The sequence below is a fragment of the Ruania zhangjianzhongii genome (assembly GCF_008000995.1).
Taxonomy (GTDB): domain Bacteria; phylum Actinomycetota; class Actinomycetes; order Actinomycetales; family Beutenbergiaceae; genus Ruania; species Ruania zhangjianzhongii.
In genome coordinates, this window is record NZ_CP042828.1 from 3,590,800 (window position 1) to 3,615,976 (window position 25,177).

The following is a 25,177-nucleotide window of genomic DNA, read 5'->3' on the forward strand; positions in this document are numbered from 1 at the left end:
CCTACCACCGCTCAGTCGTCCACGCTCACCGCACCGCTGGCCACATCCACCGTGACCTCCACCTCATCGCCGTCGGCGGTGATCTCCACCTGATAGGTGCGTTCGCCGTCGTCGAACTCCAACTGCCAGCTCCGCACCGGACCGTCGACCTCCGCCACGGCCAGGTCGATCGCCTGCTCCGGGGTCATCGGGTCGGCCGGGTCGACGGCTTCGACCTGGTCGTCGCTGGACTCCTGCTCATGATCGAGCACGTCCCCGGTGTCGGCGTCGATCTCGACCTCATGATCGGTGCCGCCGGTGATGGTGTCGATGGTCCACACCCAGGCGCTGTAGTGCTCGGAGTAGTCCAGGTCGATCGAGTAGACCACGGTGTCAGCGCCTACTTCATCAGCGGAGATCTGCAGCGCTTCGGCCACAGCCACACCCACGCTCACCTCGCGGAGGTTGGCATCGGCCGGGGTGCGGGCCGCGTCGCCGGAGCCCTGAGACGAATCGGTCGCCGTCTCGCTCGGCTCGCTCCCGCTTCCCGTGCTCTGATCGGCGGAGGGGTCCTCGGACGCGGTACTCGACTCCTCGTCGCCCACCACGATCGGGTCGCCCGGGCTGGTCGTCTCCTCGCCGTCGCCGCTGCCACCACAGCCGGCGAGCGCGAGAGCGCCGACCAGCGCCAGTCCCGCACTTCGCGTGCTCCGCATCCTCGTCCTCCCTCTGCTGTCCTGGGCACAGCGTAGGCACTGCGGCGGCCGGGCACCACTTCGGCTCTGCGCGGACCGCATCCCGGTCCGGCGGGTCAGCACGTACGCTAGGCGACATGAGCGCACGTGCTGCCTGGGGCATCGGCCTGGCGACCGTCACCGAGGACGACCAGACCCTCGACGTCTGGTTCCCGCGGCCCGCCCTGGGCGATGCGCCACCGGAGGCGTCGGGCCCGTATGGGGTGCCAGCGGACCTGGCCGCACTCGCGGCCACCGACCGGGCTCGTCGGACTCGTCAGGTGGTGCGCCATCTCCAGGTCGACCTGGACGCCCCACCGGCCGATACCGCCGATGCGTACCTGCGCCTGCACCTGCTCTCCCACCGGCTGGTGCAGCCGAACACGATCAACCTGGATGGCCTGTTCCGTGTGCTGCCGAACGTGGTCTGGACCTCGGCGGGGCCGTGCGCCGTCGGTGGCTTCGAGCAGACCAGGCTCGCGCTGCGGGTGGCCGCCAAGGGAGCGCCCGTGCACGTGTTCGGTGTGGACAAGTTCCCGCGAATGACGAACTACGTGTTGCCCAGCGGGGTACGCATCGCGAACGCCGACCGGGTGCGACTGGGGGCGTACCTGTCCGAGGGCACCACGGTGATGCACGAGGGTTTCGTCAACTACAACGCCGGCACTCTCGGCGCCTCCATGGTGGAGGGCCGGATCTCTCAGGGTGTGGTGGTCGGGGATGGTTCTGATATCGGCGGCGGTGCCTCGATCATGGGCACGCTCTCCGGCGGCGGAAGCCACCGGGTGGCCATCGGGCAACGCTGCCTGCTCGGTGCGAACGCGGGGGTGGGGATCTCCCTCGGCGACGACTGCGTGGTGGAGGCAGGTCTGTACGTGACCGCCGGTACCAAGGTCTCCATGCTGACCGACGGCGGTGAGCAGGTGGTCAGCGCCCGTGACCTCTCCGGGCGCTCCCAGCTGCTGTTCCGGCGCAACTCGGTGACCGGGGCGGTCGAGGCAATCGTGCGGGAAGGTGGCGGCGCCGAGCTGAACGCGGACCTGCATGTCCAGTAGTCGGCGCGGCCGGCCGGCCAAGATCCTGGTCACGGCGCTGGTTGCTCTGCTCCTGGTGGTCGGTGGGGTGTTGGCGGTGAACCGGCTGACCGGCACCGACACCAGGTTCACCGCGCGCTGCGTGGCCGGTACCGAAGGGGACGCTGCGGCGCTGGACCTGGAGCAGGCCGACACCGCCGCACTGATCGGGGCGGTCGCACTCGAGCGCGCGCTGCCCGCGCGGGCGCTGACCATCGCTATCGCCACTGCGATGCAGGAGTCCCGGATCCGGAACATCGACTACGGCGACCGAGACTCCCTCGGCATCTTTCAGCAGCGCCCTTCCCAGGACTGGGGCAGTCCGGAGGAAGTCATGGACCCCTACTACGCCACGAACGCGTTCTACGACGTGCTGGTCACCATCGAGGGGTACCAGGAGATGGAGATCACCGACGCGGCCCAGGCGGTGCAGCGGTCCGCGTTTCCGAACGCCTACGCCCAGCACGAGACGCTGTCCCGGCACTTCGCCTCGGCGATGACCGGCCACTCCCCCGGCACGCTGACCTGCCGGCTGCCCCCGGCCGAGCCGGAGGCGACCGCGGGCCTCGGGGAACAGCTCCGTTCCCGTCTCGCCCTGGACCTGCCCAGTCTGGAGGTTGCCGACGACGGCGATCGCCAGGTGATCGACGCCGTCGCCCTGGGTGGAGGTGCTCAGGTGGAGCGGATGGGCTGGGCGGTAGCCGCCTGGGCGCTGCTGACCGCCGAGCACACCGGCGCATCCTCGGTCACCGTCGACGGGCAGGTGTGGGACCGGGCCGACGGTGCGGACGCCGCCTGGCGCCCGCTCGCCGAGGGCGAACCCGGCTACGGTGACGACGCCGGCCTGGTCGGGGTGAACTGATCCGGGCCGACGTCACCGGCCAAGACAGGGAACCTAGCCGGTGCCCCAGCGAGGCGAGCAGACGATAGCCCGTCAGCCGATCGCCCTGCTCAGAACTCGTCGCAGCTCTGCTCCATGGCAGCCAGGGTGGTCTGTGCCAGCTCCGCGTCGAACGTGCTCATCGCCTGGAACAACTCTATGCCCTGCTCGCCGAACGCCTCGTAGTCCTCGTCACCGGTCGCCGCAGCCTTCGCGAGCGCTCCGGCCGCTTGCAGCTGCCAGATCAGCGGTTGGTCCAGGGCCATCGCTTCCTCGCTCACCTGGTCGACGCTGGCCTCGACGTAGGCGCAGGCGGTCGCGGCATCATCAGCGGCCCCGCCGCCGGCGGCTCCACCGCCGCCCAGCAGCGTGCTACCGGCCAGCACCCCGACGAGCAGCCCGACCACGACCCCGATCCCACCGAAGAGCAGCGGCTTGCCGCCTCCCGGCGGTGCTGGCTCGGACGATGCTGATTGGGACGGCGGACCCGGGTACGCGCCGGAGGAACCAGGTGGCGGCGGCTGCTGACCGGCGGGCGGGTATGCCCCGGAGGAGGCGGGTGGCATCGAATCACTCATCCGCTGACCTTAGCCGAGCACCCGGTACCGCCCGCGACCGGCCAGTGGTGGTGGGTGTTCGGTCCGCAGCCAGCACACCAGGCCGATCGCAGGGCAGCACAGCGACCAGGCACCGGGCCAGCGTCCCGGGGTGTGGTCAGTGCCAGCCGGAGAGCACCGGGAGACCCGTCGCGGCGAGTATCGCGGAGGCGACCCACGCGATCACGAGGGCCCAGCCCCCGGTCAGCCGCCGGTCCCCGGCACCGAGCAGCGGCCTCGGCCGCAGGCGGGCGGCCGCCAACTGCGCACTCAGCCGCAGGGGACGCGGCTCGAGGGCGAGGAACGCCACCCAGAGGGGCGGTATCGCCCAGACCAGCCAGAACCAGGCCCACTTGGTCGCGAACCACGGCCGCGGACTGGTGATCAGCATGATCATGCTGGCGACGATGACCAGCAGCCCGACCGGCATGACCCACGGCCCGAGCGCTGCGACCACCCACCCCTCGGGCGTGACCGTCGCCTCGTTCCGGTACTGGTCGACCGGGACCACCCGGACCGGAACGCCGGCGGTGCGGGCCTGCGCCAGCAACGGTGCTGCCTCATCCACCCCGGCGGACGGGTCGTACTCGTACAGGGTGAAAGAGTCGAACAGGCCCGCATCCCAGCGCACCGGAAACCGGCCCTGGCCCTCGGCGTCCGGGCCGGCGCGCACCACCTCGATGGCAGTCACCCTGCCCTCGACCAGATCGCGCTGCAGGTCGCCGAGGGAGGCCTCCCGCGCCCCGGTCGCGGCGTTACCGGCTATCACCAGCCAGGCCAGCACCAAGGCGACGCGGACGATCACGAGGACGAGGGTGGGCCGCCCGCCCTGGACCGTGACCGGAGGTACCGCCCCCGGATGCTGCGCCGTCGCCCCTTCGTTCCCCATCCGTCCACGCTAACGCAGCCACCCCGCACCGAGTGGTCGGTCGTGCAGGGTGATTGCGGTCCACACCCGTCACAAGCGCCCACTCGCGGACCGTGCGCGGCCCACCTGGCGGACCGCACGAGTCGCTCCCCGCGGGCAGGCGGCGCACACGCCGCCGGTCGCCGTCAGCGAGCGGCGACGTCGGTGTAGTCGCGTTCCGTGTAGCCGGTGTAGACCTGCCGCGGGCGGCCGATCTTGGTGGCCGGGTCGTTCATCATCTCCCGCCACTGGGCGATCCAGCCCGGTGCACGGCCGACGGCGAACAGCGGGGTGAACATGTTCGTCGGGAAGCCCATCGCCTTGTAGATCAGACCGGTGTAGAAGTCCACGTTCGGGTAGAGCTTGCGCTCGATGAAGTAGTCGTCGGAGAGAGCGATCTCCTCCAGGCGCATGGCGATGTCGAGCAGCTCGTCGCGCTTGCCGAGCTTCTGCAGCACCGTGTCGGCGACCTTCTTCACGATCGCGGCGCGCGGGTCATAGTTCTTGTACACCCGGTGGCCGAAGCCCATCAGGCGTACGCCCTTCTCCTTGTTCTTCACCCGGTTCATGAACGTGTCCACGTCATCGTCGCTGGAGTGAATCTCGTTCAGCATCGCCAGCACGGCCTCGTTCGCCCCACCGTGCAGCGGTCCGGAGAGGGCACCGATACCGGCGGCCACGGAAGCGTAGATGTTCGCGTGCGAGGAACCCACGATCCGCACCGTGGAGGCGGAGCAGTTCTGCTCGTGGTCGGCATGGAGGATGAGCAGCAGGTTCAGGGCGCTGACCAGCTCCGGGTCCACGTCCTGATCGCCGCCGTTGGCGAAGCTCATCCGGAGGAAGTCCGGCAGGTAGCCGAGCGACTGGTCCGGGCCGATCATCTCCTGACCGCGGGACTGGCGGAAGGCGTAAGCGGTGATCGTCGGCAGCTTGGCCAGCAGCAGCACCGTGGCCAGCTCCACCGCATCGGCGTCGAACGGGTCCACGCTCTCCGGGTAGTAGCCCGGCAGCGCGGACACGGCCGAGGTGAGCACGGCCATCGGGTGCGCGGAGTCGGGGAAGGCGCCGATCAGGGCCTTGAAGTTGTCATGCAGGTGGGTGTGCCGCTCGATCCGCTCAGTGAACGCGGAGAGCTGCTCGGCCGTGGGTAGCTCGCCCTTGATCAGCAGATAGGCCACCTCAAGGAAGGAGGACTTCTCCGCCAGCTGCTCGATGGGGTAACCGCGGTAGCGCAGGATCCCGGCCGCACCGTCGATGTAGGTGATCTCGGACTCGCAGCTGGCAGTGTTCACGAAGCCGGAGTCCAGGGTCACCAGGCCGGTCTCTTTGAGCAGCTTGGAGATGTCGACGCCGGCATTCCCCTCGACCGCAGGGACCCGAGCGAACTCGAGCTGATGATCGTCCACCGTGAACGTAGCCGGGGGGAGCGTGGCGTCGGACATATCGTCCCTTCCTTGCGTTAAAGAGGGTTCCCACGGGGCTACCGGATCACGGCAGCCTTCATCACTTCTTCACTCAACGTACCCGCCCGTCGCGCCAATCGGGAAATCAGCAGGGTCGTCATGTCAGCAGTGCGCTATGACGCACGGCTGACATGACGACCCTCCAGGCGGGTGGCTGCTTCCTCGATCCGCTCGTCCGTCGCGGTCAGCGCGAGCCGCACGTGATCGCCGGCGGAGTCGCCGTAGAACGCGCCAGGGCCTACCAGAATCCCCAGTTCGGCGAAGTCAGCCACCATCTGCCAGCAGGTCTGCGCCGCATCGGCCGGCCGGGTCCACAGGTACAGACCCGCTTCAGAATGGTCGACGGCGTACCCCGCCCTGGTCAGTGCTGGTACCAGCCGCTGGCGGCGGCTGTGGTAGATCTCACGTTGGTTGTGAACGTGAGCCTCATCTTCCAGGGCTGCGATCATCGCCGCTTGCACCGGCGCGGGAACGATCATCCCGAGGTGGCGGCGCAGCAGGAGCAGCCGGGAGATCAGATCGCCGTCGCCGGCCACGAACGCGGCCCGGTAGCCGGCCAGGTTGGACTGCTTGGACAACGAGTACAGGCTGAGCAGCCCGGTGTGATCACCGCCGGTGACCTCGTCCGCGAGCAGGCACGGGACGCCGTCGCCTGCCCACGGCTGCGCCCAGGCCAGCTCGGCGTAGCACTCGTCGGAGGCGACCACAGCGCCCAGGCGCCGGGCAGCGGCGACCACCTCTCGCAGGTGTGCAGCCGAACGCACCGCACCCGTGGGATTCGACGGGGAGTTGACCCAGACCAACCGGACGGCCGGATCGCCGGCCCAGGCTGCGACGTCGTCGGCAGCACGCACCTGTGCCCCGGCCAGGCGAGCGCCGACGGCATAGGTGGGGTAGGCGACCTCCGGGAGGACCACCACGTCCCCGGGCCCGAGGCCGAGCAGGGACGGCAGCGTGGCGACCAGCTCCTTGCTGCCCACTGTCGGCAGCACCGCCTGCGGCTGCAGACCCGAGACTCCGCGACGGCGGGTATACCAGTCGCAGACCGCTTCCCGCAGCGCCGGGCTGCCATGGGCCTTCGGATAGCCGTGCGCGTCGGCGGCGGCGCGCAGGGCCTCCTGCACCACGGCCGGGGTGGGATCCACGGGAGTGCCGATGGACAGGTCCACCACACCGCCGGGGTGGGTGCGGGCGCGCTCGGTGTAGGGAGCGAGCTGGTCCCACGGATAGTCTTCGTCGAGGGGGACGAAGCCCACGTCAGCCGGCCTGGGGCGGCAACTTGGCGATGATCGGGTGGTCCTTGGGAATGAGGCCGAGCTTGGCCGCGCCACCGGGTGAACCGATGTCGTCGAAGAAGTTGACGTTCGCCTCGTAGTACTCGGCCCACTGCTCGGGGGTGTCGTCCTCGTAGTAGATGGCCTCCACCGGGCAGACCGGCTCGCAGGCGCCACAGTCCACGCACTCGTCCGGGTGGATGTACAACGACCGTTGGCCCTCGTAGATGCAGTCGACGGGGCACTCGTCGATACAAGCCTTGTCCTTGACATCCACGCATGGCTGCGCGATCACGTATGTCACTGCAGTCCCTTCATCGCACCAGCGGGGTGGGCGGTGCACCCATGTCCTGCCTTCTAGTATCGCCCATAGCGGACCTTTCGGGGCCACCGGACGAGCATCCGCCGATGTGGGGCAGCACCCCGACCCGCGAGCAGGGCGGGCAAGCAGGAGTGGAGGTGGATCGATGGCCGCGCAGTTCTGGCGCGAGTGGCAGGTCGGTGAGCGCGTGGTGGTGCGCTACCGGGTGAGCGGCGGCTACTCGGACGCGCTCGGCGAGCTCACCCGCATCGATGCCAGCGGGGTGGAGGTCAGCACCCGGCGCGGCCTGGTTGCGGTACCGGCCGCGGACATCGTGCTGGGCAAACATGTACCGCCACCACCACCGCCCCGCCACCGGTAGCGCAGGCGGCGGGTCAGCTAGTTGTCGTTGCTTTCGTCGTTGCCGCTGTCGTCGCTGTCGTCGCTGTCGTCCTCATCGTCGTCGTCACTCGGCGGTGCGCCGCAGATCACCCGGTTCCACGCGCTGTAGGCGTGGGTGTAGGTGCGCTGCTCGACGACTTCGTTGCCCTTGCGCACGGTGCGGGTGACCTGGACGCTGAACCCGCTCTGGCCGCCGCCTTCCGGGGTACAGCTCGGCGAGGTGTTGTAGACGGTGCGCGGCGAGGTGAAGTTGTACCGGTCACCGGTGCTGATGGACACATCGAACACGTCCGTTCCCCACATCCGGACCACGACGTTGGAGTCGGACACGTAGGCCTGGATGAGCACTCCGTAGCCGGTGTTGTTCTCGAACACCATGTCGATCGACGGATCCCAGAGCGTCGCCTCACGCCCTTCCGGGTACCGGGAGAACCAGCGGGAGTGCGGCTGGTGGGTGACGTCGGTCAGACCGGACTCGAAGGCAGCATTGAACGTGGTGGTGGACACCTGGGACAGGCCCCCGCCCACGGCGTTCGACTCGAACCCGTTCTCCACCACCCCGGAAGAGACATACCCGTTCGAGGTACTGATCGGGCTCAGCGCAGCCAGGAGGGAGAACTCCTCCCCCGGCTTGACCAGGGTGCCGTTGATGTGTGCGGTGCCGGCCTCCAGGTTCTGCGTGCGCTCTGGGTTGTACGGGTAGGGGGTCTCGTAGCTGCCGATCAGCTCGGTGACACCGAGCTCCTCGGCGTCCTCGGTGGAGAAGTCCGGGTCGGTCTGAGCCAGCTCCACCGTGGCGGTGCGGTTCTGGGCATCCACGGCACTGTCTCGCACAGCCGGGCCGAGCTCGTCCGGGTCCAGACCGGTGCCGGTGACGGCAGGGATGATGCGCGGTTCGCCATTGCGCAGCACGATCCGCGCATCCTCGGGGGTCTCCCCCACGGACGGCACCTTCTCGGTGACCAGCTCGGCCAGCCGCTCACCGTCCAGCGCCAAGGTGAGCTGATCGCCGTCGACCTGCATCGAGGCGGCGGAGACCATCTCGGCCGGGCTGAGCTCGGCCTCGGTGTCGTTGACCGCCACGGTTACCGGGCCGCTCATCATCACCTCGACCTGATCGGTCATCGCCGCGTCAATCTGCTCCTGGCCGACCTGCGGCGGCACGGCGGTGGTGGGCAGCGCGAACGGACGGTCGCCGGTGAGCCAGTTCTCGGTGAGCTCCTCGGCAGCGGCCGGGACGTCCAGCTCGGTCCCCTCCTCGGGCTCGGTGACCTGCGGCTCGCCGTCGGCGAACTCGATCACACCCTCCACCGGTGCGACCGCAAGCTCTTCACCGAGCGTCTCCAGCGTGGAGTTCAGCTTCTCCTCGTCCACTGTGGTCACCGCGGGCTGCTCGCCGAGGCCGAAGAGATGACCGAACACCACCTTCGGGTCGAGGGTGAAGCCGGTGAACGCGGCGACGGTGGCTTCGGTGTCCAGGGTGAGCCCGGCCTGCTCCGGGTCAAGCTCGGTGGTGGAATCGCCGAAGGTGACCTCGATCGGCTCAGTGGTCTGGTCCGCCAGTCCGTCGGCGAGCACCTGCTCCGCTTCGTCGACCGGCAGCCCGGACAGGTCCACCCCGGCCACGCTGGTCTCTCCGGGTACGCGGTCGCCGAGGAACCAGGAACCGGCCACGTAGGCACCGGCGAGCACCACCAGGATGGCGGCACTCCAGATCACAGCCTTCGCCCCGCGGCGTCGCTTCTTCGGTGTCACGGGTTCCTCGTCTATGGGCTGGTCGGCATCGTCAGGGGCAGTGGCGGACAGGACCTGGGTGGCGTCGGCGTCGGGTTCGGCATCGGGTGGTTCGCCCGGCGTGCTCTCCTCGGCGGGGAGCTCGCTCGGCGCGCTCTCCTCGGCTGCGGACTCGTCACCGCTGGCCTCGCTGCTGCCGGCGGCCAGCTCGGTGGTCTCCGGCGTCTGAGCGTCGTCGGCGTCGTCGCCAGCTTCAGGGGTCAGTCCCCACCTACTCGTCGCCGTGACATCCTCGTCCGGCTGGTTGCCGCCCGGCTCCTCAGAGCCTGGCTCCTGCTCACCTCGCACCCGTTCGCCCTCCACGTGTCGGCCACTTCTCGACGACGTGGCCCCCGCCGGATTCTACCGGCAGATCCGCGGTTTCTCGCACACGCACGCGCCCACGTCGTCACTTTCTCTGACGCTTGCCAGGCGCGGAAGGTTGTGTCGGTCAGCGCAGGGGTCGAAGTCCGCCGAGATGGTGAACGACCGCACCTGTCTTCTCCGGGGCGACTCCGGTGGCCAGGACGGTCCCGACGACCACATCGTGGCTGGCTGCGGGTCGCACCCAGGTGGTCTCGCACTCCAGCCAGGCGGCCGCTGCGGTAAGGACGGCGGCCCCGGAGAGCTCCCCGCGGGTGTGCGGAACCCGGACGAGCTGGTCCAACGTGGGCCGGCCTGGGGTAGCGAGCCAGTCCGCCTCGGGGAGCCCGCTCTCGGCGAGGATGCTCACCGCCCAGCGGCTTCCCTCGGACACCGCGTCGGCGATCCGGGCGTCCGAATGCACGCAGAACAGCACGGTCGGCGGGTCGAGAGAGACCGATACCAGCGAGGTGGCCGTCATCGCCAGGTCGTGCCGGCCGTCCCGCGCGGCCACCACACTCACCCCGGACGCCAGCCGCGACATCACTGCGCGGAAAGCGTCCTTCTCGTCAAGGCTCGTCACGGAACCATCCCTTCGGTGCGGCCATCCCCACGACCCCGGCCACCAGCGCGCCTACCAGCCAGATGTACCCGATCGGCTGGGCGGTGACCAGCACATCTCCGCCAGGACGCCACCAGGTGGTCGCGAAGACCGTCACGGTGACGGCGAGCGCGTACCCGACGGCGCCACGACGGTCGGCGAACGTGCGGGCGAGCACTCCCCCGGCCGCCACGGCGACCAGCGCCATGATGATGCCCCACGGCGGGGTCCACCGGTGGAAGGCGGTGCCGGCGAAGGCGAAGATCACCCCCATCACCACGGTGAAGGCCGTCATCGCGGTCAGGTACCAGCGCGGCACCTCGTCGACGGCGGAGCCGTCCTGGCCCGGTCCGGTTCGCCCGTCCAGATCGCCGACGGCGGAACTGGCGGTGGTCAGGTCCGTCAGGGTGGTGCGCAGCGTCGCGGGCGCGCACCAGCTGGTGTCAGCGCGCAGCCAGGCCCGGTTGTACAGGGGTTGCAGGATGTCGTTGCTGAGTGCGAACCAGCCGATCACCGATTCCGGGCGGGGCGGGGCGCCGGGATCGTGCGCCCGTGCGCTCGGTGCGGCTGGTGCCTCCGGTACCGCTGGTGCCTCCGGTACCGCTGAGGCGGCCGGTGCCGCCGGAACAGCGGCTACCGCCGGTACCGCCCCTTCGGCGAGCGTGGCTTCCTGCACCTGGCTGCGGTGGGCGCGCACCGCGGCGAGGAGCTGGTCCGCTACTGCGGAGGTGTCCACTGTTGCGTCCACCTGCTCGTCCGGGACCACGATCGTGGGCTGCTCGCCCTCGGCGTCGACCACCTGCAGCGCGCGCCCCATCATGCTCAGCCGCGGGCGGGCCGGACTGTGCTGCAGCCAGGCCGCGGCAGTGCGCACCTCGGATGCTGGCCGCACGATCCAGGCGAGAGCCGGGACCCACCACGGATCGCCGTCGACGGCTACCTCCGGATCGGCCGCCAGCCGGACCGCTCGAGCCGTCACCCGGGCGGCGTGCACATGGTCCGGGTGACCGTATCCGCCGTCGGGCTCATCGGTGACCACGAGCGCCGGGCGCAGTCGGCGCAGGTGCGCGGCCAGCACCCAGGCCACCTGCTCCGGGTCCGCCTTGCTGAACGCGGTCCGGTCGGCGCCGGGATCGGACAGCGCCCGCACCCGGGAGGTGCCGTCCCAGCGCATCCCGGAGTCGGTGTAGCGGGCCGGCCCGGTGTGCCCGGCGAGCTGGTCGAGGAAACGGTGCTCGGTCACGCCGAGGGCGGCCAGCGCAGTGCCGAGCTCGGCCGTGCGCAACTCGGCGAGCTCGGCCGGACGGCCCTCCAGATGGGCGATGTCGGAGGGGATCACCTCACCGCGCTCACCACGGTTGCTGGTGACCAGGTGCACCTGCGCGGTGCGGGCCAGTTGAGCGAGCAGACCGCCGGCGCTGAGCGTCTCGTCGTCCGGGTGGGCGAAGACCGCGAGCACAGGTCCGGGCTGGACGGCGGGCTCGGTCGGCGGGGTGCTCACCCGCCCATCCTCTCCCATCACGGGCGCGGGGATGACACCAGCCGTGCCGCAGACCCGGCTGAGTACCGATTCGCAGGTGGAGTACGGGAATTCCGGTACTCAGTCTGCCAATCGGTGTTCAGACGAGTGTCTGGCGCGGCATCTGTGGCGGGTGGACCCTCGCGAGCAGCCCGCGCGGCTCAGCCCTTCCGGCGCGCCGCCTTCACCCGGCCGTGCTGGTCCAGGATCACCTTGCGGATGCGCACTGCCTCCGGGGTGACCTCCACGCACTCGTCCTCGCGGGCGAACTCCAGCGACTCCTCCAGGGTGAGGGTGCGCGAGGGGGTGAGGTTCTCGAACGTCTCGGCCGTGGCGGACCGGATGTTGTTGAGCTTCTTCTCCTTGGTGATGTTCACGTCCATGTCGTCACCACGAGCGTTCTCACCCACGATCATGCCCTCGTAGACCTCATCGGTCGGCTGGATGAAGAACGTGCCACGGTCCTGCAGGTTCAGCATCGCGAACGGGGTGGCCACTCCGGCCCGGTCGGCCACCAGCGAACCGGTGGTGCGGAACTCGATCGGCCCGGCCCAGGGCTCGTAGCCCTCGGCGATCGAGGCGGCGATCCCGGTGCCGCGGGTCTCGGTGAGGAAGCGGGTGCGGAAGCCGATCAGGCCACGGGCGGGGACCACGAACTCCATCCGGACCCAGCCGGTGCCGTGGTTGGCCATCGTCTCCATCCGGCCCTTGCGGGCGGCGAGCAGCTGGGTGACCGCACCGAGGTAGTCCTCCGGCACATCGATGGTCATCCGCTCCATCGGCTCGTGGGTGCGGCCGTCGATCTCCCGGACCACCACCTGCGGCTTGCCGACGGTCAGCTCGAAGCCCTCGCGGCGCATCTGCTCCACCAGGATCGCCAGGGCGAGCTCACCGCGGCCCTGGACCTCCCAGGCGTCCGGGCGCTCGGTGGGCAGCACACGCAGGGACACGTTGCCGATCAGCTCCCGGTCCAGCCGGTCCTTGACCTGGCGGGCGGTCACCTTGGCGCCCTTGACCCGGCCGGCCAGCGGTGCGGTGTTGATCCCGATCGTCATCGAGATCGCCGGGTCGTCCACGGTGATCAACGGCAGCGGGCGCACGTCGTCGGGGTCGGTGAGGGTCTCCCCGATGGTGATGTCCTCGATCCCGGCTACGGCCACGATGTCGCCGGCGCTGGCCTCGGTGGCCGGCACCCGGTCCAGCGCCTGGGTGCGCAGCAGCTCGCTGATCTTCACGTTCCGGGTGGTGCCGTCGTGACGTACCCAGGCCACGGTCTGACCCTTGCGGATCGTGCCGTTGTGGATCCGCAGCAGCGCGAGCCGGCCGAGGAACGGGGAGGCGTCCAGGTTGGTGACCTGCGCCTGCAGCGGGGCCTCGGGGTCGAAGGAGGGAGCCGGGATGGTGCCGAGGATGGTCTCGAACAGCGGCTCCAGGTCGGCGCCGTCGGGCAGGTCGCCGTCAGCGGGCTGGGACAGGGACGCGCGGCCGGCCTTCGCGGAGGCGTACACCACCGGCACGTCCAGCACGGCGTCCAGGTCCAGGTCGGCCGCTTCCTCGGACAGGTCGGCGGCGAGGGAGAGAAGCAGGTCCTGGGCCTCGGAGACCACCTCGGAGATGCGCGCGTCGGCGCGGTCCACCTTGTTCACCACGAGGATCACCGGCAGTGCCGCGGCGAGGGCCTTGCGGAGCACGAACCGGGTCTGCGGCAGGGGTCCTTCGGAGGCGTCCACCAGCAGCACCACACCGTCCACCATGGACAGTCCGCGCTCCACCTCGCCGCCGAAGTCCGCGTGCCCGGGGGTATCGATCACGTTGATCGTCACGCCTTCGGGGTGGCCGGCGGTAGCAGCGGCCGGGCCGGCGTAAGCGATGGTGGTGTTCTTGGCGAGGATGGTGATGCCCTTCTCCCGCTCCAGGTCGCCGGAGTCCATCGCCCGTTCGTCCACGTGGTCGTGGTCGCCGAACGCACCCGACTGCCACAGCATCGCGTCCACCAGGGTGGTCTTCCCGTGGTCGACGTGGGCGACGATCGCCACATTGCGCAGGTCGGTGCGCAGCGCGGCAGGCAGGGTGGGCACGCTCATCCGGGTACTCTCTCTTCGCGTGGGAGGAAGGCAGCGCCACAGATCGCACTCGACGCGCTACCGATCGCAGGTTCGTTCGGGCAGCGGGAGACACGGGCGCCAGAGGGCAATCTTACCGTCTAAGGCCGCGATCTGGTGAGGGCCAGGTCACAGAGGCCAGCGTGTGATTCGTCACCGCGGCGTCGGTGCGAGTGAATCGAGCCCGTCGACCAGCCGCCAGGCTCCTCGTTACTTCGCCCGCCCGGTCGTGCTCACGGAGCACGACCGGGCGGGCGAAGTAACGAATCCGCGGTCTACGGCGCGGCGGCGCCCCGCCGCAACCGGGTCAGACCCCGGCGCCGGGCCCGCGCTGGGTGTCCATCCCGTTCAGCCGGTCGCCGCCGCCGTGGGTGGCGGCGTACTCGTCGTCGGCTGCCTGCTCCGCAGCATTCGCCGCGAGCAGCGCGTCCCGGCGCTCCCGGCGGGTCCGCTGCTCGGCCGGGTCCGGTACCGGCACCGCAGCGATGAGCCGCTGAGTGTAGGCCTCCTGCGGGTCGTTGACGATCTGCGACGTGGGTCCGATCTCCACCAGCTTGCCGTGGTGCATCACCGCGATCCGGGTGGCGAGCATCTCCACCACGGCCAGGTCGTGGCTGATGAACAGGCAGGCGAAGCCGTGCTCGCGCTGCAGCTCGGTGAACAGCTCGAGCACGTTGGCCTGCACCGAGACGTCCAGGGCCGAGGTGGGCTCGTCCGCCACCAGGATCTTCGGCTCCAGGCTCAGCGCCCGGGCGATGCCCACTCGCTGCCGCTGCCCGCCGGAGAGCTCGTGCGGGTACCGGTTGCGCATAGCGCGGGGCAGCTCCACCTGGTCCAGCAGCACATCGATGCGTTTCGTGAGCTCGGTGCCCTTGATCCCGGTGTGCAGGTAGAGGGGTTCACCGATCGACTCACCGATCGGTAGCCGCGGGTTCAGCGAGGAGCCCGGGTCCTGGAACACGATGCCGACCTGCTTGCGCAGCGCCCGCAGCGGCTTCGGCTTGATCCCGACCATGTCCTGGCCGGCGATCTCCAGCTTGCCCTCCTTGACCGGCAGCAGACCGACCACGGCCCGCCCGATCGTGGTCTTGCCGGACCCGGACTCGCCGACCAGACCCACCACCTCACCGGCCCCGATACTGAGGTCCACCTGGTCCACAGCCCGGAAAGCGGGCACCCGGCCGCGCTTGGGGTACTCGATGACCATGTCCTGCGCCACCAGCACGTGCTCGCCGCCCAGGTCAGCGGCGGTCTGGTCGTTGGTCCCCGGGGTGGGTGCAGCGCCCGGTGCGGGTTCGGTGACGTCCAGGGCGGACTTGCCGCCCAGGTGCGGTACGGCGCCGAGCAGCTCGCGGGTGTAGGGATGCTGCGGGTTGTTGAAGATCTCGTCGGCGGTGCCTCGCTCCACCACCTTGCCGCGGCGCATCACCACGATTGAATCGGCCATATCGGCCACCACGCCCATGTCGTGGGTGATCAGGATGATGCCGGAGTCGATCCGTGACCGCAGGTCCCGCATCAGCTTGAGGATCTCCGCCTGCACCGTCACGTCGAGCGCGGTGGTCGGTTCGTCGGCGATCAGCAGCCTCGGGTCGCAGGCCAGCGACTGGGCGATCATCGCGCGCTGGCGCTGACCACCGGAGAGTTGGTGCGGGTAGGAGTGGAACCGGACCTGCGGGTTCGGCATTTCCACCAGCTCGAGCAGCTCCAGCGCACGCTCGGTGGCCTTCGACGGGCCCATGTCGAAGTGCGTGCGCAGCGTCTCCACGATCTGGAAGCCGACCGGGTAGACCGGGTTCAGCGCGGTCATCGGCTCCTGGAAGATCACCGCGATCTCGTTGCCGCGGATCTTGCGCAGTGCCGGACCGGTGAGCCCCACCAGCTCGGTATCGCCCATCTTCGCGCTGCCACGGGTGCGCCCGTTCGGAGGCAGCAACCCGAGCAGCGACATCGAGGACTGGGACTTCCCGGAGCCGGACTCGCCGACGATGGCCAGCACCTCACCGGCCTTGACCTCGTAGGAGATCTTGTCGGCAGCAGTGAACCACTCCCCCTCGACGTAGAACTCGACGCTGAGGTCGCGCACCTGCAGGAGGAACTCATCGCTGCTGGTCGCAGAGTCCGTGGTGGTCGGCGTGCTCACGCGTGGTCACCGTTCCTTCCTACCGGGCCCGCCGGGTGCGCCATGCGCGCGCGGCAGAAGTTGTTTGGGAGCATAGAGCCATGGGCGAAACTCTCACGTTCCGCACGCCGATGGCCCGGGTGCTGACGATCGGGGTGGCTGTGGTCGCCGTGGTGGCGCTGGCCTACTTCGTCAGTGACGGCGGCATCCGCGAGCTCTGGCGCTCCGGCCCCACTGTGCTGTGCATCGTGGTGGTGACCTGGGCGCTGTTCTGGCGCCCGCAGGTGCAGGTCTCCGACGGCGGAGTCACCGTGGCGAACATCCTGCGCACGGTGCACGTGCCCTGGCCGGTGCTGCGCGCTGTGGACAGCAAGTGGTCCTTGACCGTCACCGCAGCGGACCTCACCGTCAGTGCCTGGGCGGTACCGGCCAGCAGCGGAATGGCCGCTCGCACCCGCCGCCCGGGCGCGCGCGGCGGCCAGGAGACCGCCAGCCCGTTGAAAAGCAGCGGGAACGCGGACGCCGCAGCCCTGGCGATCGCGCAGCGGCGCGAAGCCCTCGTCGAGGCCGGGCACCTGAAGGCTCAGCCGATCGGCTCGTTGTCCCCCCAGACCACGTGGAACCTGCCGGAGGCCGCCGCGCTGGCCGGTTCGCTGCTGCTCGCCGTGGCCTCGTACCTGTTCAGCTGAGACCGCGAACATGATCGAGCGCTCGACGGCGGCCGGTCGCCAGGGCGAGCACGCCGTCACCATGGCCGGGCTCACGAGGCCGAGGCTTCCGTGCTCTGCTGTGCGATCCGGTCGGCTCGCTTCATCGAACGCGCCGACGGCAGCTTCTTCTGCCGGGGGTCGAAGGCATCCCGCAACCCGTCCCCGATGAAGTTCACGCTCAGCACGACGACGATGATGAACAGCCCGGGCCACCAGAACAGCCACGGCCGGGTACTGAACGAGCTCTGGTAGTCGCTGATCATCCGGCCCAGGGACACGCTCGGCGCCTGGATACCGAAACCGAGGTAGCTCAGGGCGGTCTCCAGCAGGATCGCTGCGCTCATCATCAGCGTGACCGACACGATGATCACGCCCATGGCGTTGGGCAGGATGTGCTTGAAGATGATCCGGGAGTTGCTGGCACCGGCCACCCGGGCGGCGTCGACGAACTCCCGTTCTCGCAGGGAGAGGAAGTCTCCGCGGACCAGCCGGGCGATCGTGGTCCAGGAGATGAATCCCAGGGCCAATGCCAGCGGGAGGGCACTGGCACTGCCGACCAGCTTTCCGAGCACCGCACCGACCACCAGCGTGGGCATGGTGATGAACAGGTCGGTCAGCCGCATCAGACCGGTGTCCGTCCAGCCGCGGTAGAAACCGGCGAGCGCGCCGATCAGCACTCCGACCACGGTGACGACGACGCCGACCACCACCATGATCACCAAGGAGGTCTGCACCCCCTTCATCGTGCGAGCGAAGATGTCCCGTCCCAGCGTGTCCTGGCCGAACGGGTGGGCACCGATCGCGAAGCCGGCATCGCTCCACGGCATGGTGAGCGTGGGGGCTCCCCCGGGGTTCACCAACGCCGGCGTCTCCACCGGGTTCCACTGCCACCAGCCGCCGACGTACCAGCCGAAGACCGGGAAGCCGATCGAGGAGAGCGCGAGCAGCGCGATCAGGATCAGTGCGACGAGGCCGATGATCGCGCCCCGGTGGCTGAAGAACCGTTCCCGGACGATCTGCCCCTGGGACTTGCCCTCGACGGCGCGCAGCTCGATCGCGTTCTCGGCCTCGCCGGCGCGGGACTCGTCGGGGGGCTGCGGAGTGTTCATATCGCTACTCATGCTTCCACCCGGATCCGTGGGTCGAGGACGGCGTAGATCAGGTCGGCCACGATGTTCGCGACGATCGCGAGGAACGCGACGATCAGCAGGTAGGCCATCACCGGTTCGATATCGCTGGCGTTCAGATGTCGGACGAACATCTGCCCCATCCCCGGTCTACCGAAGATGTTCTCGGTGATGATCGCGCCACCGATCAGGGTGATGATGTCGATCGGGACGATCGTGGCCATCGGGATCAGCGAGTTCCGGAATCCGTGCCGCATGATCACCGTGCGCTCGGTGAGGCCCTTGGCCCGCGCCGTGCGGATGTAGTCCTGGCTCATCACCTCGAGCATGCTGCCGCGGGCGTACCGCGTGTAGCTCGCGAAGGAGATGAGCATCAACGAGACGGTCGGCAGGATCAGGTGGGTGTACTGGTCCAGCGTGACCACCCAGAAGTTTCCACCCAGGTTCGGTGTGGTGTCCCCGATCGTGGGGATCGGACGGCCACCGATGGCGTTGGCATTCGTGTACGGTCCCCAGACCTGCATCACCTGGTCGATGAAGATCAGCGCCGCCACCGGCACAGCGGTGAGCGCACCGGTACGGACCGACTGACGCCAGTCCGGGCCGCGGTAGAGGGCTCCGACCACCCCACCGACTACACCGGCCAGCACGCCGAGGCCAAGCACGAGGGCCCAGTTCATCATCGGGGTGAGGTAGTAGAACACCCACTGCATCGGGATGTACAGCGCGACGCCGAGGACTGCCACAGTCAGGGCGGTCAGTAGCGAGCGCCGGTTCTTCAGACCGGTGGACAGCGTGGTCACGCCGAGTGCGATACCCAGGGAGGTGATGGTCAGCAGCACCGGGCCGATGTTCGGCGTCGTCCACCAGTCGGTGAGCTGGATGTAGAGCAGCACAGCGAGGGTCACCGCGCCGGCGGCGGCGCCGTTGATCAGCCTGCGCTGGGGAGCCCCGCCCAAGGCGAGTGCCCAGACCAGGCCGAACACTGCGGCGATACCGATCATCACCGGGATCGCGATCACCGGGTCGCGGAGGAAGTCATTGTACCCGATCGCTGCCCACTGCTTCAGCAGGACCGCCACCCAGAACGAGGGCAGCGAGAACATCAGGAAGGAGACGAAGGTGATCAGGTAGTCGAAGGAGGAGTACTGGCGCAGTGCGGAGACGATGCCGACTCCGATGCCGAGGATGATCGCCAGCACGGTGGAGGCGGTGACCAGCTGCATCGTGGAGACCATCGCGCCGGCGAGGATATCCACCACTTCACGGTTGGTGGTCCAGGCGGTACCCATGTCCCCAGTGACGAAGTTGCCCAGCCACATGAAGTAGCGGCTGATCACCGGTTGGTCGAGGTGCAGCAGCTCGATGCGCTGCTGCATCAGCAGCTCTTTGGTCGCGTTCGAGTCCGGGCGCATCCGGATGTCTTCGAGCGGGTCCATCGCCAGATCGACCATCAGGTACATCAGCAGTGATGACAGGATCAGGATGCCCACGCCGATCAGGACTCGGCGGACAATAAATCTCAGCATAGGTGGGAACCTCGCGGGGCAGCACGGGCGAACCTTCGGCCAGCTCTAGCGCCAGCCTCTGGCAACGCACCGGACAACGGTGGAAGCCTCACGCGGCACTCGTGGGGGGCGCCGGGCAGGCGCCCCCCACGAGCTGTGACCGCGTCAACGGCTAGAGCCAGGATCAGGCGTCCGACTCCTCGCCTCCGCCTTCGTCATCGGTCAGGGTCGTGCTCCACTCCCAGAAGTTCCAGAAGATGGTCGGAGCCAACGCGATCGGGTCCACACCCTGCAGCTCCGCGTTGTACCCGGTGATCAGCGGGTGCTGATAGATCGTGTTGCCGAAGCCCTCTTCCACCAGGATCGTCTCGACCTGACCGAGGATCTCGATCTGCGCGTCGGGGTCGGTCTCGGTCTGCAGCTGGTCGAAGAGGCCGTCGACCTCGTCGTTGCTGAAGCCACCCATATTGTTGATGCTGCCGGTGCGGAAGTTCGCGTCCGGGGCGGTCACCGCAGTGGAGGTGGACTGCCAGCCGAACATCGAGGCGTCGTAGAGGCTGTTGTCGGACAGCTCCGAGCCCCAGTCACCGCTGGAGACGTCCACGATCTCGAACAGACCGTCGGCGCTCACCGCCTGGGTGATCAGCGTCAGCTGATCCTGACGCCGCACGTTGTCGGCGGCAGTGAGCATCCGGACCTCGACGGGGGTCTCCACGCCGGCGTCCTCGAGCAGCTGTGCGGCGCCCTCCGGGTCACCGTCGACCGGGTAGGCCTCGGCCATCCCGTTCACCTCGGTGATCGGACCGTAGCCCGGTGCACTCGGGGTCTGGCTGTAGGACTCACGAACCTCGGCCTCGGGGTTCAGCGGGGTGATGATCCGGTCGATGATCTCCTGCCGCGGGATCAGCTTCAGGAAGGCCTGTCGCACCGCCAGGGCGGTGTCCTCGTCACCGTCATAGGTGGCCGGGTCGAACGGTCCCCCGTTGTTGAAGACCAGGTCGACGTGCTCATACGTCGGGCCGATCCCGGTGAGCACCTCGAATCCGTCGCCGAGGTCCTCCAGGGCGGTCAGCGTGTCCGCACTCGCCTGCGGGGAGATCAGGTCCAGCTCGCCGTTCTCCAGCGCCTGCACCTGAGCCATCGGGTCCTCGTTGAACCGGACGGTCACCGTCTCGATCTGCGCGGCGTGCTCGCCCGTGTAGTCCGGGTTCGCCTTCAGGGTGATGTACTGGTCGCGTACGAAGTCGTCGAGCACATAGGCGCCGCTGGACAGGTACAGGGACTCGTCGTCCGGCAGGGTGTCACCGAACTGGAAGCCCGTGTTCCAGAACTCCGAGATGGGCGCGAGCGCTTCAGCGTCGTTGTTCGCGAACGCGTCGACCAGGGCCTGCTTGGCCTCGGTCGGGTCCTCGATGCCGAGAGCGTGCATCGCCACCACGTGTGCCGGGACGCCCATACTGAGGTTGGTCTCCCAGTCGGCGAACGGCTTGGTGTAGGTAAAGGTGATGGTCTGGCCATCCTCGGAGATCTCCGGCATGTCCTCGATCAGGGCGACCGTGTCCACGGTGGCGTTGAAGAAGACGCTGTTCGCCAGCTGGTCCTCCGGGACCGGGTCCCCGTTCTCGTCGATCGGGGTACCTTCGGCGTCGGTCTCGAACTCTTCCGTGTTGAAGTTGCCGCTGACCGCGCCCCAGTACATGAGCAGATCGGCCGCGGTCACCGGAGTGCCGTCGGACCACTTCTGATCGTCGTTGATCGTGTACTCGACGGTCAGCGGGTCATCGCTGAGCTTCTCGTAGCTACCGAACGAGGTGTCCTGCACCAGGTTCAGGTCAGCGTCGTAGTAGTTGAACCCCGCGTTCAGCATGTAGTTGATGTTCGCGTTCGCCGTGGCGTTGCCGGTGGCGCTGTCATCGTTGTACTCGTAGTACGACTGGTTCCAGCCCACGGTGACGGCTGTGCTCTGGTCGATGCCAGCGTCGTCGCCTTCTTCTTCGCCCGGCGTCTGGCACGCACTCAGTACGAGCGCGCCCGCTGCAACCATTGCAGCGGCGGCGGAAATTCGCCTGATCTTCAATGTTCCTCCTAGAGATGGCGTCGGTGTTCGGCCCCGGACCGGTATCCGGAATGACCTGGTGGGCCTGCCGAACTGAGCGTCCGCCATGGACACGGGAACTGTACACACGCCCCGTTGCTGTTGGACCCGCCAATCGCGATGTTGTAGCCGCATCGTTACCTAAGAGAGACCCGGATGTCTACCGACGGGCCTTTCAATGGCACTCATCGTGCCGGAGAAGCTGCTTCTTGGTCACCGGACCGAAGGGGCAAAGTCGGCCAGGAAACTGGCCCGTCCCAGGGTTCGGACGGCAGAGGAGGCACGTCTGCGCTGCTCAGGTGGACAACTTACAAACGATCTCACATGTTGATATTCCCGTCTAAGCAGGCGAGACGGGATGCGGCGAGGCGGGAAAGTGCCCGTTTATCCCGCAGCCACGAAGGCCACCTATTCGAGCAAAAACAGACCGTCCATTTCAGGTCGCCCGGAGTGATCGAGCGGGCATTGTTCTGCCCCGTTCGCCGCCACCTGCTCGATTGCCCGGGGCGCCGACGCCCTACCCACACGGCATCGGTGCGACCACGCCCTCTGCTTCGGCGCCGCGCAACCGAGAGCGCGGTGGCCGGGGTCACTGCTGATCTAGCCCGAAGGAGATATCTTGATGTCGAGCAATTACCAGACACAGCCGAGACGACGGGAACGACCTGCGCATGTCCACCATCATCTACACCCACACCGATGAGGCGCCGATGCTGGCGACCCACTCCCTGCTGCCGGTGATCGAGACCTACGCAGCCAGCGCGGGGGTGCAGGTGACCACCCGGGACATCTCCCTGGCGGGACGCATCATCGCCGGCTTCGGCGACCGCCTGCCGGCCGATCAACGCATCGGCGATGCGCTCGCCGAGCTCGGCGAGCTGGCTACCACCCCCGGCGCCAACATCATCAAGCTGCCGAACATCTCCGCCTCGGTGCCCCAGCTCAAGGCAGCGATCGCCGAGCTGCAGGCACAGGGCTACCAGCTTCCGGACTACCCGGAGGAGCCGGCCACCGAGGAGGAGAAGGACGTTCGCGCCCGGTACGACTCGGTCAAGGGCAGCGCCGTGAACCCGGTGCTGCGCGAGGGCAACTCGGACCGGCGGGCGCCGGCCGCAGTGAAGGCCTACGCGCGCAACCACCCGCACCGGATGGGCGCCTGGTCGCCGGACTCGAAGACCAACGTCGCCACGATGGGCGCCGACGACTTCCGCAGCAACGAGCAGTCCGTCGTGCTGGGCAGTGCCGACACCCTGACCATCCGGTTCGTCGGCGCAGACGGCACCACCACAGTGCTGAAGGAATCCATCCCCGTACTGGCCGGTGAGGTGGTGGACGCCACGGTGATGCGCGCCGTCGCCCTGGATGAGTTCCTCGCCGCGCAGGTGCAGCGTGCCAAGGCCGAGGGCGTGCTGCTGTCCGTGCACCTGAAGGCGACGATGATGAAGGTCTCCGACCCGATCATCTTCGGCCGCGCCGTGCGCGCCTTCTTCCCCGAGCTGTTCGCCACCTACGGCGACCAGCTGGCCGCCGCGGGCCTGGGCCCGGAGCACGGGCTGGCCGCCATCCTCGGCGGACTGGACACCCTGGAGCCCGAGGTAGCCACCGGGGTGAAGTCGCTGATCGACAAGGGCCTGGCCGAAGGCCCGGATCTGGCGATGGTGAACTCGCACAAGGGCATCACCAACCTGCACGTGCCCAGCGACGTGATCATCGACGCTTCGATGCCGGCGATGATCCGCACCTCCGGGCACATGTGGAACGCCGATGACGCAGAGGCAGACACTCTCGCCGTGATCCCAGACTCCAGCTATGCCGGTGTGTACCAGGCGGTGATCGAGGACTGCCGCGCGAACGGTGCCTTCGACCCGACCACGATGGGCTCGGTACCGAACGTCGGCCTGATGGCGCAGAAGGCCGAGGAGTACGGCAGCCACGACAAGACCTTCGAGATCAGCGCTGAGGGCACGGTCGAGGTCGTCGACGCGGCCGGCACCGTGCTGATGAGCCACCAGGTGTCCCCCGGTGACATCTGGCGCGCCTGCCAGACCAAGGACGTGCCGATCCGCGACTGGGTGAAGCTCGCCGTCACCCGCGCCCGTGCTACCGGCACCCCGGCGGTGTTCTGGCTGGACGAGACCCGCGCGCACGACCGCAACCTGATCGCCAAGGTGACCGAGTACCTCGGTGAGCACGACACCGAGGGCCTGCAGATCGAGATCATGTCTCCGGCGGAGGCCACGACGTTCTCCCTGGAGCGGATCCGCCGGGGCGAGGACACCATCTCGGTCACCGGGAACGTGTTGCGGGACTACCTCACCGACCTGTTCCCGATCCTGGAGCTGGGCACCAGCGCCAAGATGCTCTCCGTGGTGCCGCTGATCAACGGTGGCGGTCTGTTCGAGACCGGTGCCGGTGGCAGTGCCCCGAAGCATGTCCAGCAGCTGGTGGAGGAGAACCACCTGCGCTGGGACAGCCTGGGTGAGTTCCTGGCGCTGGCGGAGAGCTTCCAGCACCTGGCCACCTCCACGCAGAACGCCCGCGCGCAGGTGCTCGCCGACACGCTCGGCGGCGCGACCGCCACGTTCTTGAACGAGAACAAGTCCCCGAGCCGCAAGGCCGGTGAGATCGACAACCGCGGCAGCCACTTCTACCTGGCGCTGTACTGGGCGCGCGAGCTGGCGAACCAGAGCGCCGACGCAGATCTGGCCGACCGCTTCGGGCCGCTGGCCGCAGCGCTGGCGGAGAACGAGGAGGCGATCGTCGCCGAGCTGCTCGCGGTGCAGGGCTCCCCGGCGGAGATTGGCGGCTACTACCGGCCGGACGAAGCCAAGGTGAATGCCGTGATGCGGCCCTCGGCCACGCTGAACGAGGTGCTCGCCACCCTCGGCTGATAGATCACGCACGACGGCGGGCGTCAGGTGGGGATAGCACCTCACCTGGCGCCCGACGTGCGTGGACATGCCCCGTGCCCCGCGTGCGTGGGCATGCCCGGTGCCCTCATCCGGAGGGGCAGAATGGCGGGGTGCGCTACGACCCGGCCAGGCACCACTGGCGGCCACTCACCGTCGATGCGGTGATCGCCCTGCTGGGCTCGAGCAGCACGAGATGGTGGCTCTCCGGCGGCTGCGGCCTCGACCACTGGCTGGGTCGCACGACCCGGGAGCACGGCGATATCGACGTCAGCGTCATCCGCGAGGACTGGCGGCGGCTGGTCGCCGAGTTGCCCACCAGGCTCGAACTGCTCGCCGCGATGTCCGGTGCGCTGCTACCACTCGCAGAATGCGCTGACGACCCCGCCCTGCACAACATCTGGGTGCGATCAGCAGAGACCGGCGAGTTCGTGCTGCAGATCAACATCGAGGACGGCGATCAGCACCTCTGGCGGTACCGCCGCCTCCCAGCGATCACCCGAGCCTGGGCACACGCGGTCGAATCGGTGCGCGGTGTGCCGACGGTCAATCCCGCCGTCCAGCTGTTGTGGAAGTCCGCCCGACCGGTGGACAAGGACGATGAGGATCGGGCTGCGATCCTGCCTGTGCTGACGAGGACCGACCGCCGGTGGCTGACCGATGCTATCGAGCGGGCCCACCCGCAGTCCCCCTGGTTGAGCGGTCGGGAGAACCTCGCTGACTGACGGGCCCGGCGCTG

The 25,177-nt window shown here is 68.7% G+C and carries 20 protein-coding genes; 6 read left to right on the forward strand and 14 right to left on the reverse strand.

Annotated features, from left to right (window positions below):
* Nucleotides 1-11: 11 nt before the first annotated feature.
* A complete protein-coding gene (locus tag FU260_RS16630; protein ID WP_147918067.1) occupies nucleotides 12-695 on the reverse strand; it encodes a PepSY domain-containing protein in 684 nt (227 codons plus the stop codon).
* Nucleotides 696-811: 116 nt separating this feature from the next.
* On the opposite strand from FU260_RS16630, the gene dapD reads away from it, so the two are divergent.
* Complete coding sequence (gene dapD, locus FU260_RS16635) at nucleotides 812-1,768, forward strand: 2,3,4,5-tetrahydropyridine-2,6-dicarboxylate N-succinyltransferase (protein ID WP_147918068.1); 957 nt, start codon at nucleotides 812-814, stop codon at nucleotides 1,766-1,768.
* Nucleotides 1,758-2,648, forward strand: a complete 891-nt coding sequence (locus tag FU260_RS16640) for a hypothetical protein (protein ID WP_147918069.1) — start codon at nucleotides 1,758-1,760, stop codon at nucleotides 2,646-2,648. Before dapD ends, FU260_RS16640 begins: the two co-directional genes overlap by 11 nt.
* 89 nt (nucleotides 2,649-2,737) lie before the next feature.
* Here the strand turns inward: FU260_RS16640 and FU260_RS16645 are convergent, their stop codons facing one another.
* The 5 genes from FU260_RS16645 to fdxA form a co-directional block, all read right to left on the reverse strand.
* A complete protein-coding gene (locus FU260_RS16645) occupies nucleotides 2,738-3,244 on the reverse strand; it encodes a hypothetical protein (protein WP_147918070.1) in 507 nt (168 codons plus the stop codon).
* 136 nt (nucleotides 3,245-3,380) lie between these two features.
* A complete protein-coding gene (locus FU260_RS16650) occupies nucleotides 3,381-4,151 on the reverse strand; it encodes a hypothetical protein (protein ID WP_147918071.1) in 771 nt (256 codons plus the stop codon).
* A 164-nt stretch (nucleotides 4,152-4,315) separates the two neighbouring features.
* The gene (locus tag FU260_RS16655; protein WP_147918072.1) at nucleotides 4,316-5,611 is read right to left on the reverse strand and encodes a citrate synthase; all 1,296 of its coding nucleotides are present in this window, start codon (nucleotides 5,609-5,611) and stop codon (nucleotides 4,316-4,318) included.
* 134 nt (nucleotides 5,612-5,745) lie between these two features.
* Nucleotides 5,746-6,888 (reverse strand): succinyldiaminopimelate transaminase, encoded by a 1,143-nt coding sequence (gene dapC, locus FU260_RS16660; protein ID WP_168211818.1) that lies wholly within the window; start codon nucleotides 6,886-6,888, stop codon nucleotides 5,746-5,748.
* A 1-nt stretch (nucleotide 6,889) separates the two neighbouring features.
* Nucleotides 6,890-7,210, reverse strand: a complete 321-nt coding sequence (fdxA, locus tag FU260_RS23650; protein ID WP_168211819.1) for a ferredoxin — start codon at nucleotides 7,208-7,210, stop codon at nucleotides 6,890-6,892.
* A gap of 163 nt (nucleotides 7,211-7,373) precedes the next feature.
* Here fdxA and FU260_RS16665 point away from each other — a divergent pair, with 163 nt between their 5' ends.
* Nucleotides 7,374-7,589 (forward strand): putative acetyltransferase, encoded by a 216-nt coding sequence (locus tag FU260_RS16665; protein WP_147918074.1) that lies wholly within the window; start codon nucleotides 7,374-7,376, stop codon nucleotides 7,587-7,589.
* 17 nt (nucleotides 7,590-7,606) lie between these two features.
* On the opposite strand, the gene FU260_RS16670 is transcribed toward FU260_RS16665, so the two are convergent.
* From FU260_RS16670 to FU260_RS16690, 5 genes are all read right to left on the reverse strand, one after another.
* The gene (locus FU260_RS16670) at nucleotides 7,607-9,706 is read right to left on the reverse strand and encodes a VanW family protein (protein WP_147918075.1); all 2,100 of its coding nucleotides are present in this window, start codon (nucleotides 9,704-9,706) and stop codon (nucleotides 7,607-7,609) included.
* A 127-nt stretch (nucleotides 9,707-9,833) separates the two neighbouring features.
* On the reverse strand, nucleotides 9,834-10,328 hold the full coding sequence (locus tag FU260_RS16675; RefSeq protein ID WP_235912298.1) for a flavin reductase family protein: 495 nt from the start codon (nucleotides 10,326-10,328) through the stop codon (nucleotides 9,834-9,836).
* Nucleotides 10,315-11,847, reverse strand: a complete 1,533-nt coding sequence (locus tag FU260_RS16680; protein WP_168211820.1) for a PIG-L family deacetylase — start codon at nucleotides 11,845-11,847, stop codon at nucleotides 10,315-10,317. The genes FU260_RS16675 and FU260_RS16680 overlap by 14 nt, the downstream gene beginning before the upstream one ends.
* A gap of 179 nt (nucleotides 11,848-12,026) precedes the next feature.
* Nucleotides 12,027-13,949: a translational GTPase TypA gene (typA, locus tag FU260_RS16685; protein WP_147918077.1), complete on the reverse strand. Its 1,923-nt coding sequence runs from the start codon at nucleotides 13,947-13,949 to the stop codon at nucleotides 12,027-12,029.
* Between the two features lie 325 nt (nucleotides 13,950-14,274).
* Nucleotides 14,275-16,110, reverse strand: coding sequence for an ABC transporter ATP-binding protein (locus tag FU260_RS16690; RefSeq protein WP_147918078.1), 1,836 nt, complete (start codon nucleotides 16,108-16,110; stop codon nucleotides 14,275-14,277).
* 80 nt (nucleotides 16,111-16,190) lie between these two features.
* Here FU260_RS16690 and FU260_RS16695 point away from each other — a divergent pair, with 80 nt between their 5' ends.
* Nucleotides 16,191-16,778, forward strand: a complete 588-nt coding sequence (locus FU260_RS16695) for a PH domain-containing protein (protein ID WP_147918079.1) — start codon at nucleotides 16,191-16,193, stop codon at nucleotides 16,776-16,778.
* A gap of 71 nt (nucleotides 16,779-16,849) precedes the next feature.
* On the opposite strand, the gene FU260_RS16700 is transcribed toward FU260_RS16695, so the two are convergent.
* The 3 genes from FU260_RS16700 to FU260_RS16710 form a co-directional block, all read right to left on the reverse strand.
* Nucleotides 16,850-17,920: an ABC transporter permease gene (locus tag FU260_RS16700; RefSeq protein ID WP_147918080.1), complete on the reverse strand. Its 1,071-nt coding sequence runs from the start codon at nucleotides 17,918-17,920 to the stop codon at nucleotides 16,850-16,852.
* Entirely contained in the window at nucleotides 17,917-19,455 is a 1,539-nt protein-coding gene (locus tag FU260_RS16705; protein WP_147918081.1) for an ABC transporter permease, read from the reverse strand. Before FU260_RS16705 ends, FU260_RS16700 begins: the two co-directional genes overlap by 4 nt.
* A gap of 163 nt (nucleotides 19,456-19,618) precedes the next feature.
* The gene (locus FU260_RS16710) at nucleotides 19,619-21,511 is read right to left on the reverse strand and encodes an ABC transporter family substrate-binding protein (RefSeq protein ID WP_147918082.1); all 1,893 of its coding nucleotides are present in this window, start codon (nucleotides 21,509-21,511) and stop codon (nucleotides 19,619-19,621) included.
* A 689-nt stretch (nucleotides 21,512-22,200) separates the two neighbouring features.
* Between FU260_RS16710 and FU260_RS16715 the strand changes: the two genes are divergently transcribed.
* Together FU260_RS16715 and FU260_RS16720 are read left to right on the forward strand one after the other, a co-directional pair.
* On the forward strand, nucleotides 22,201-24,420 hold the full coding sequence (locus FU260_RS16715) for an NADP-dependent isocitrate dehydrogenase (RefSeq protein WP_210418107.1): 2,220 nt from the start codon (nucleotides 22,201-22,203) through the stop codon (nucleotides 24,418-24,420).
* 131 nt (nucleotides 24,421-24,551) lie between these two features.
* Nucleotides 24,552-25,163 (forward strand): nucleotidyltransferase domain-containing protein, encoded by a 612-nt coding sequence (locus FU260_RS16720; protein WP_147918084.1) that lies wholly within the window; start codon nucleotides 24,552-24,554, stop codon nucleotides 25,161-25,163.
* Nucleotides 25,164-25,177 lie beyond the last annotated feature (14 nt).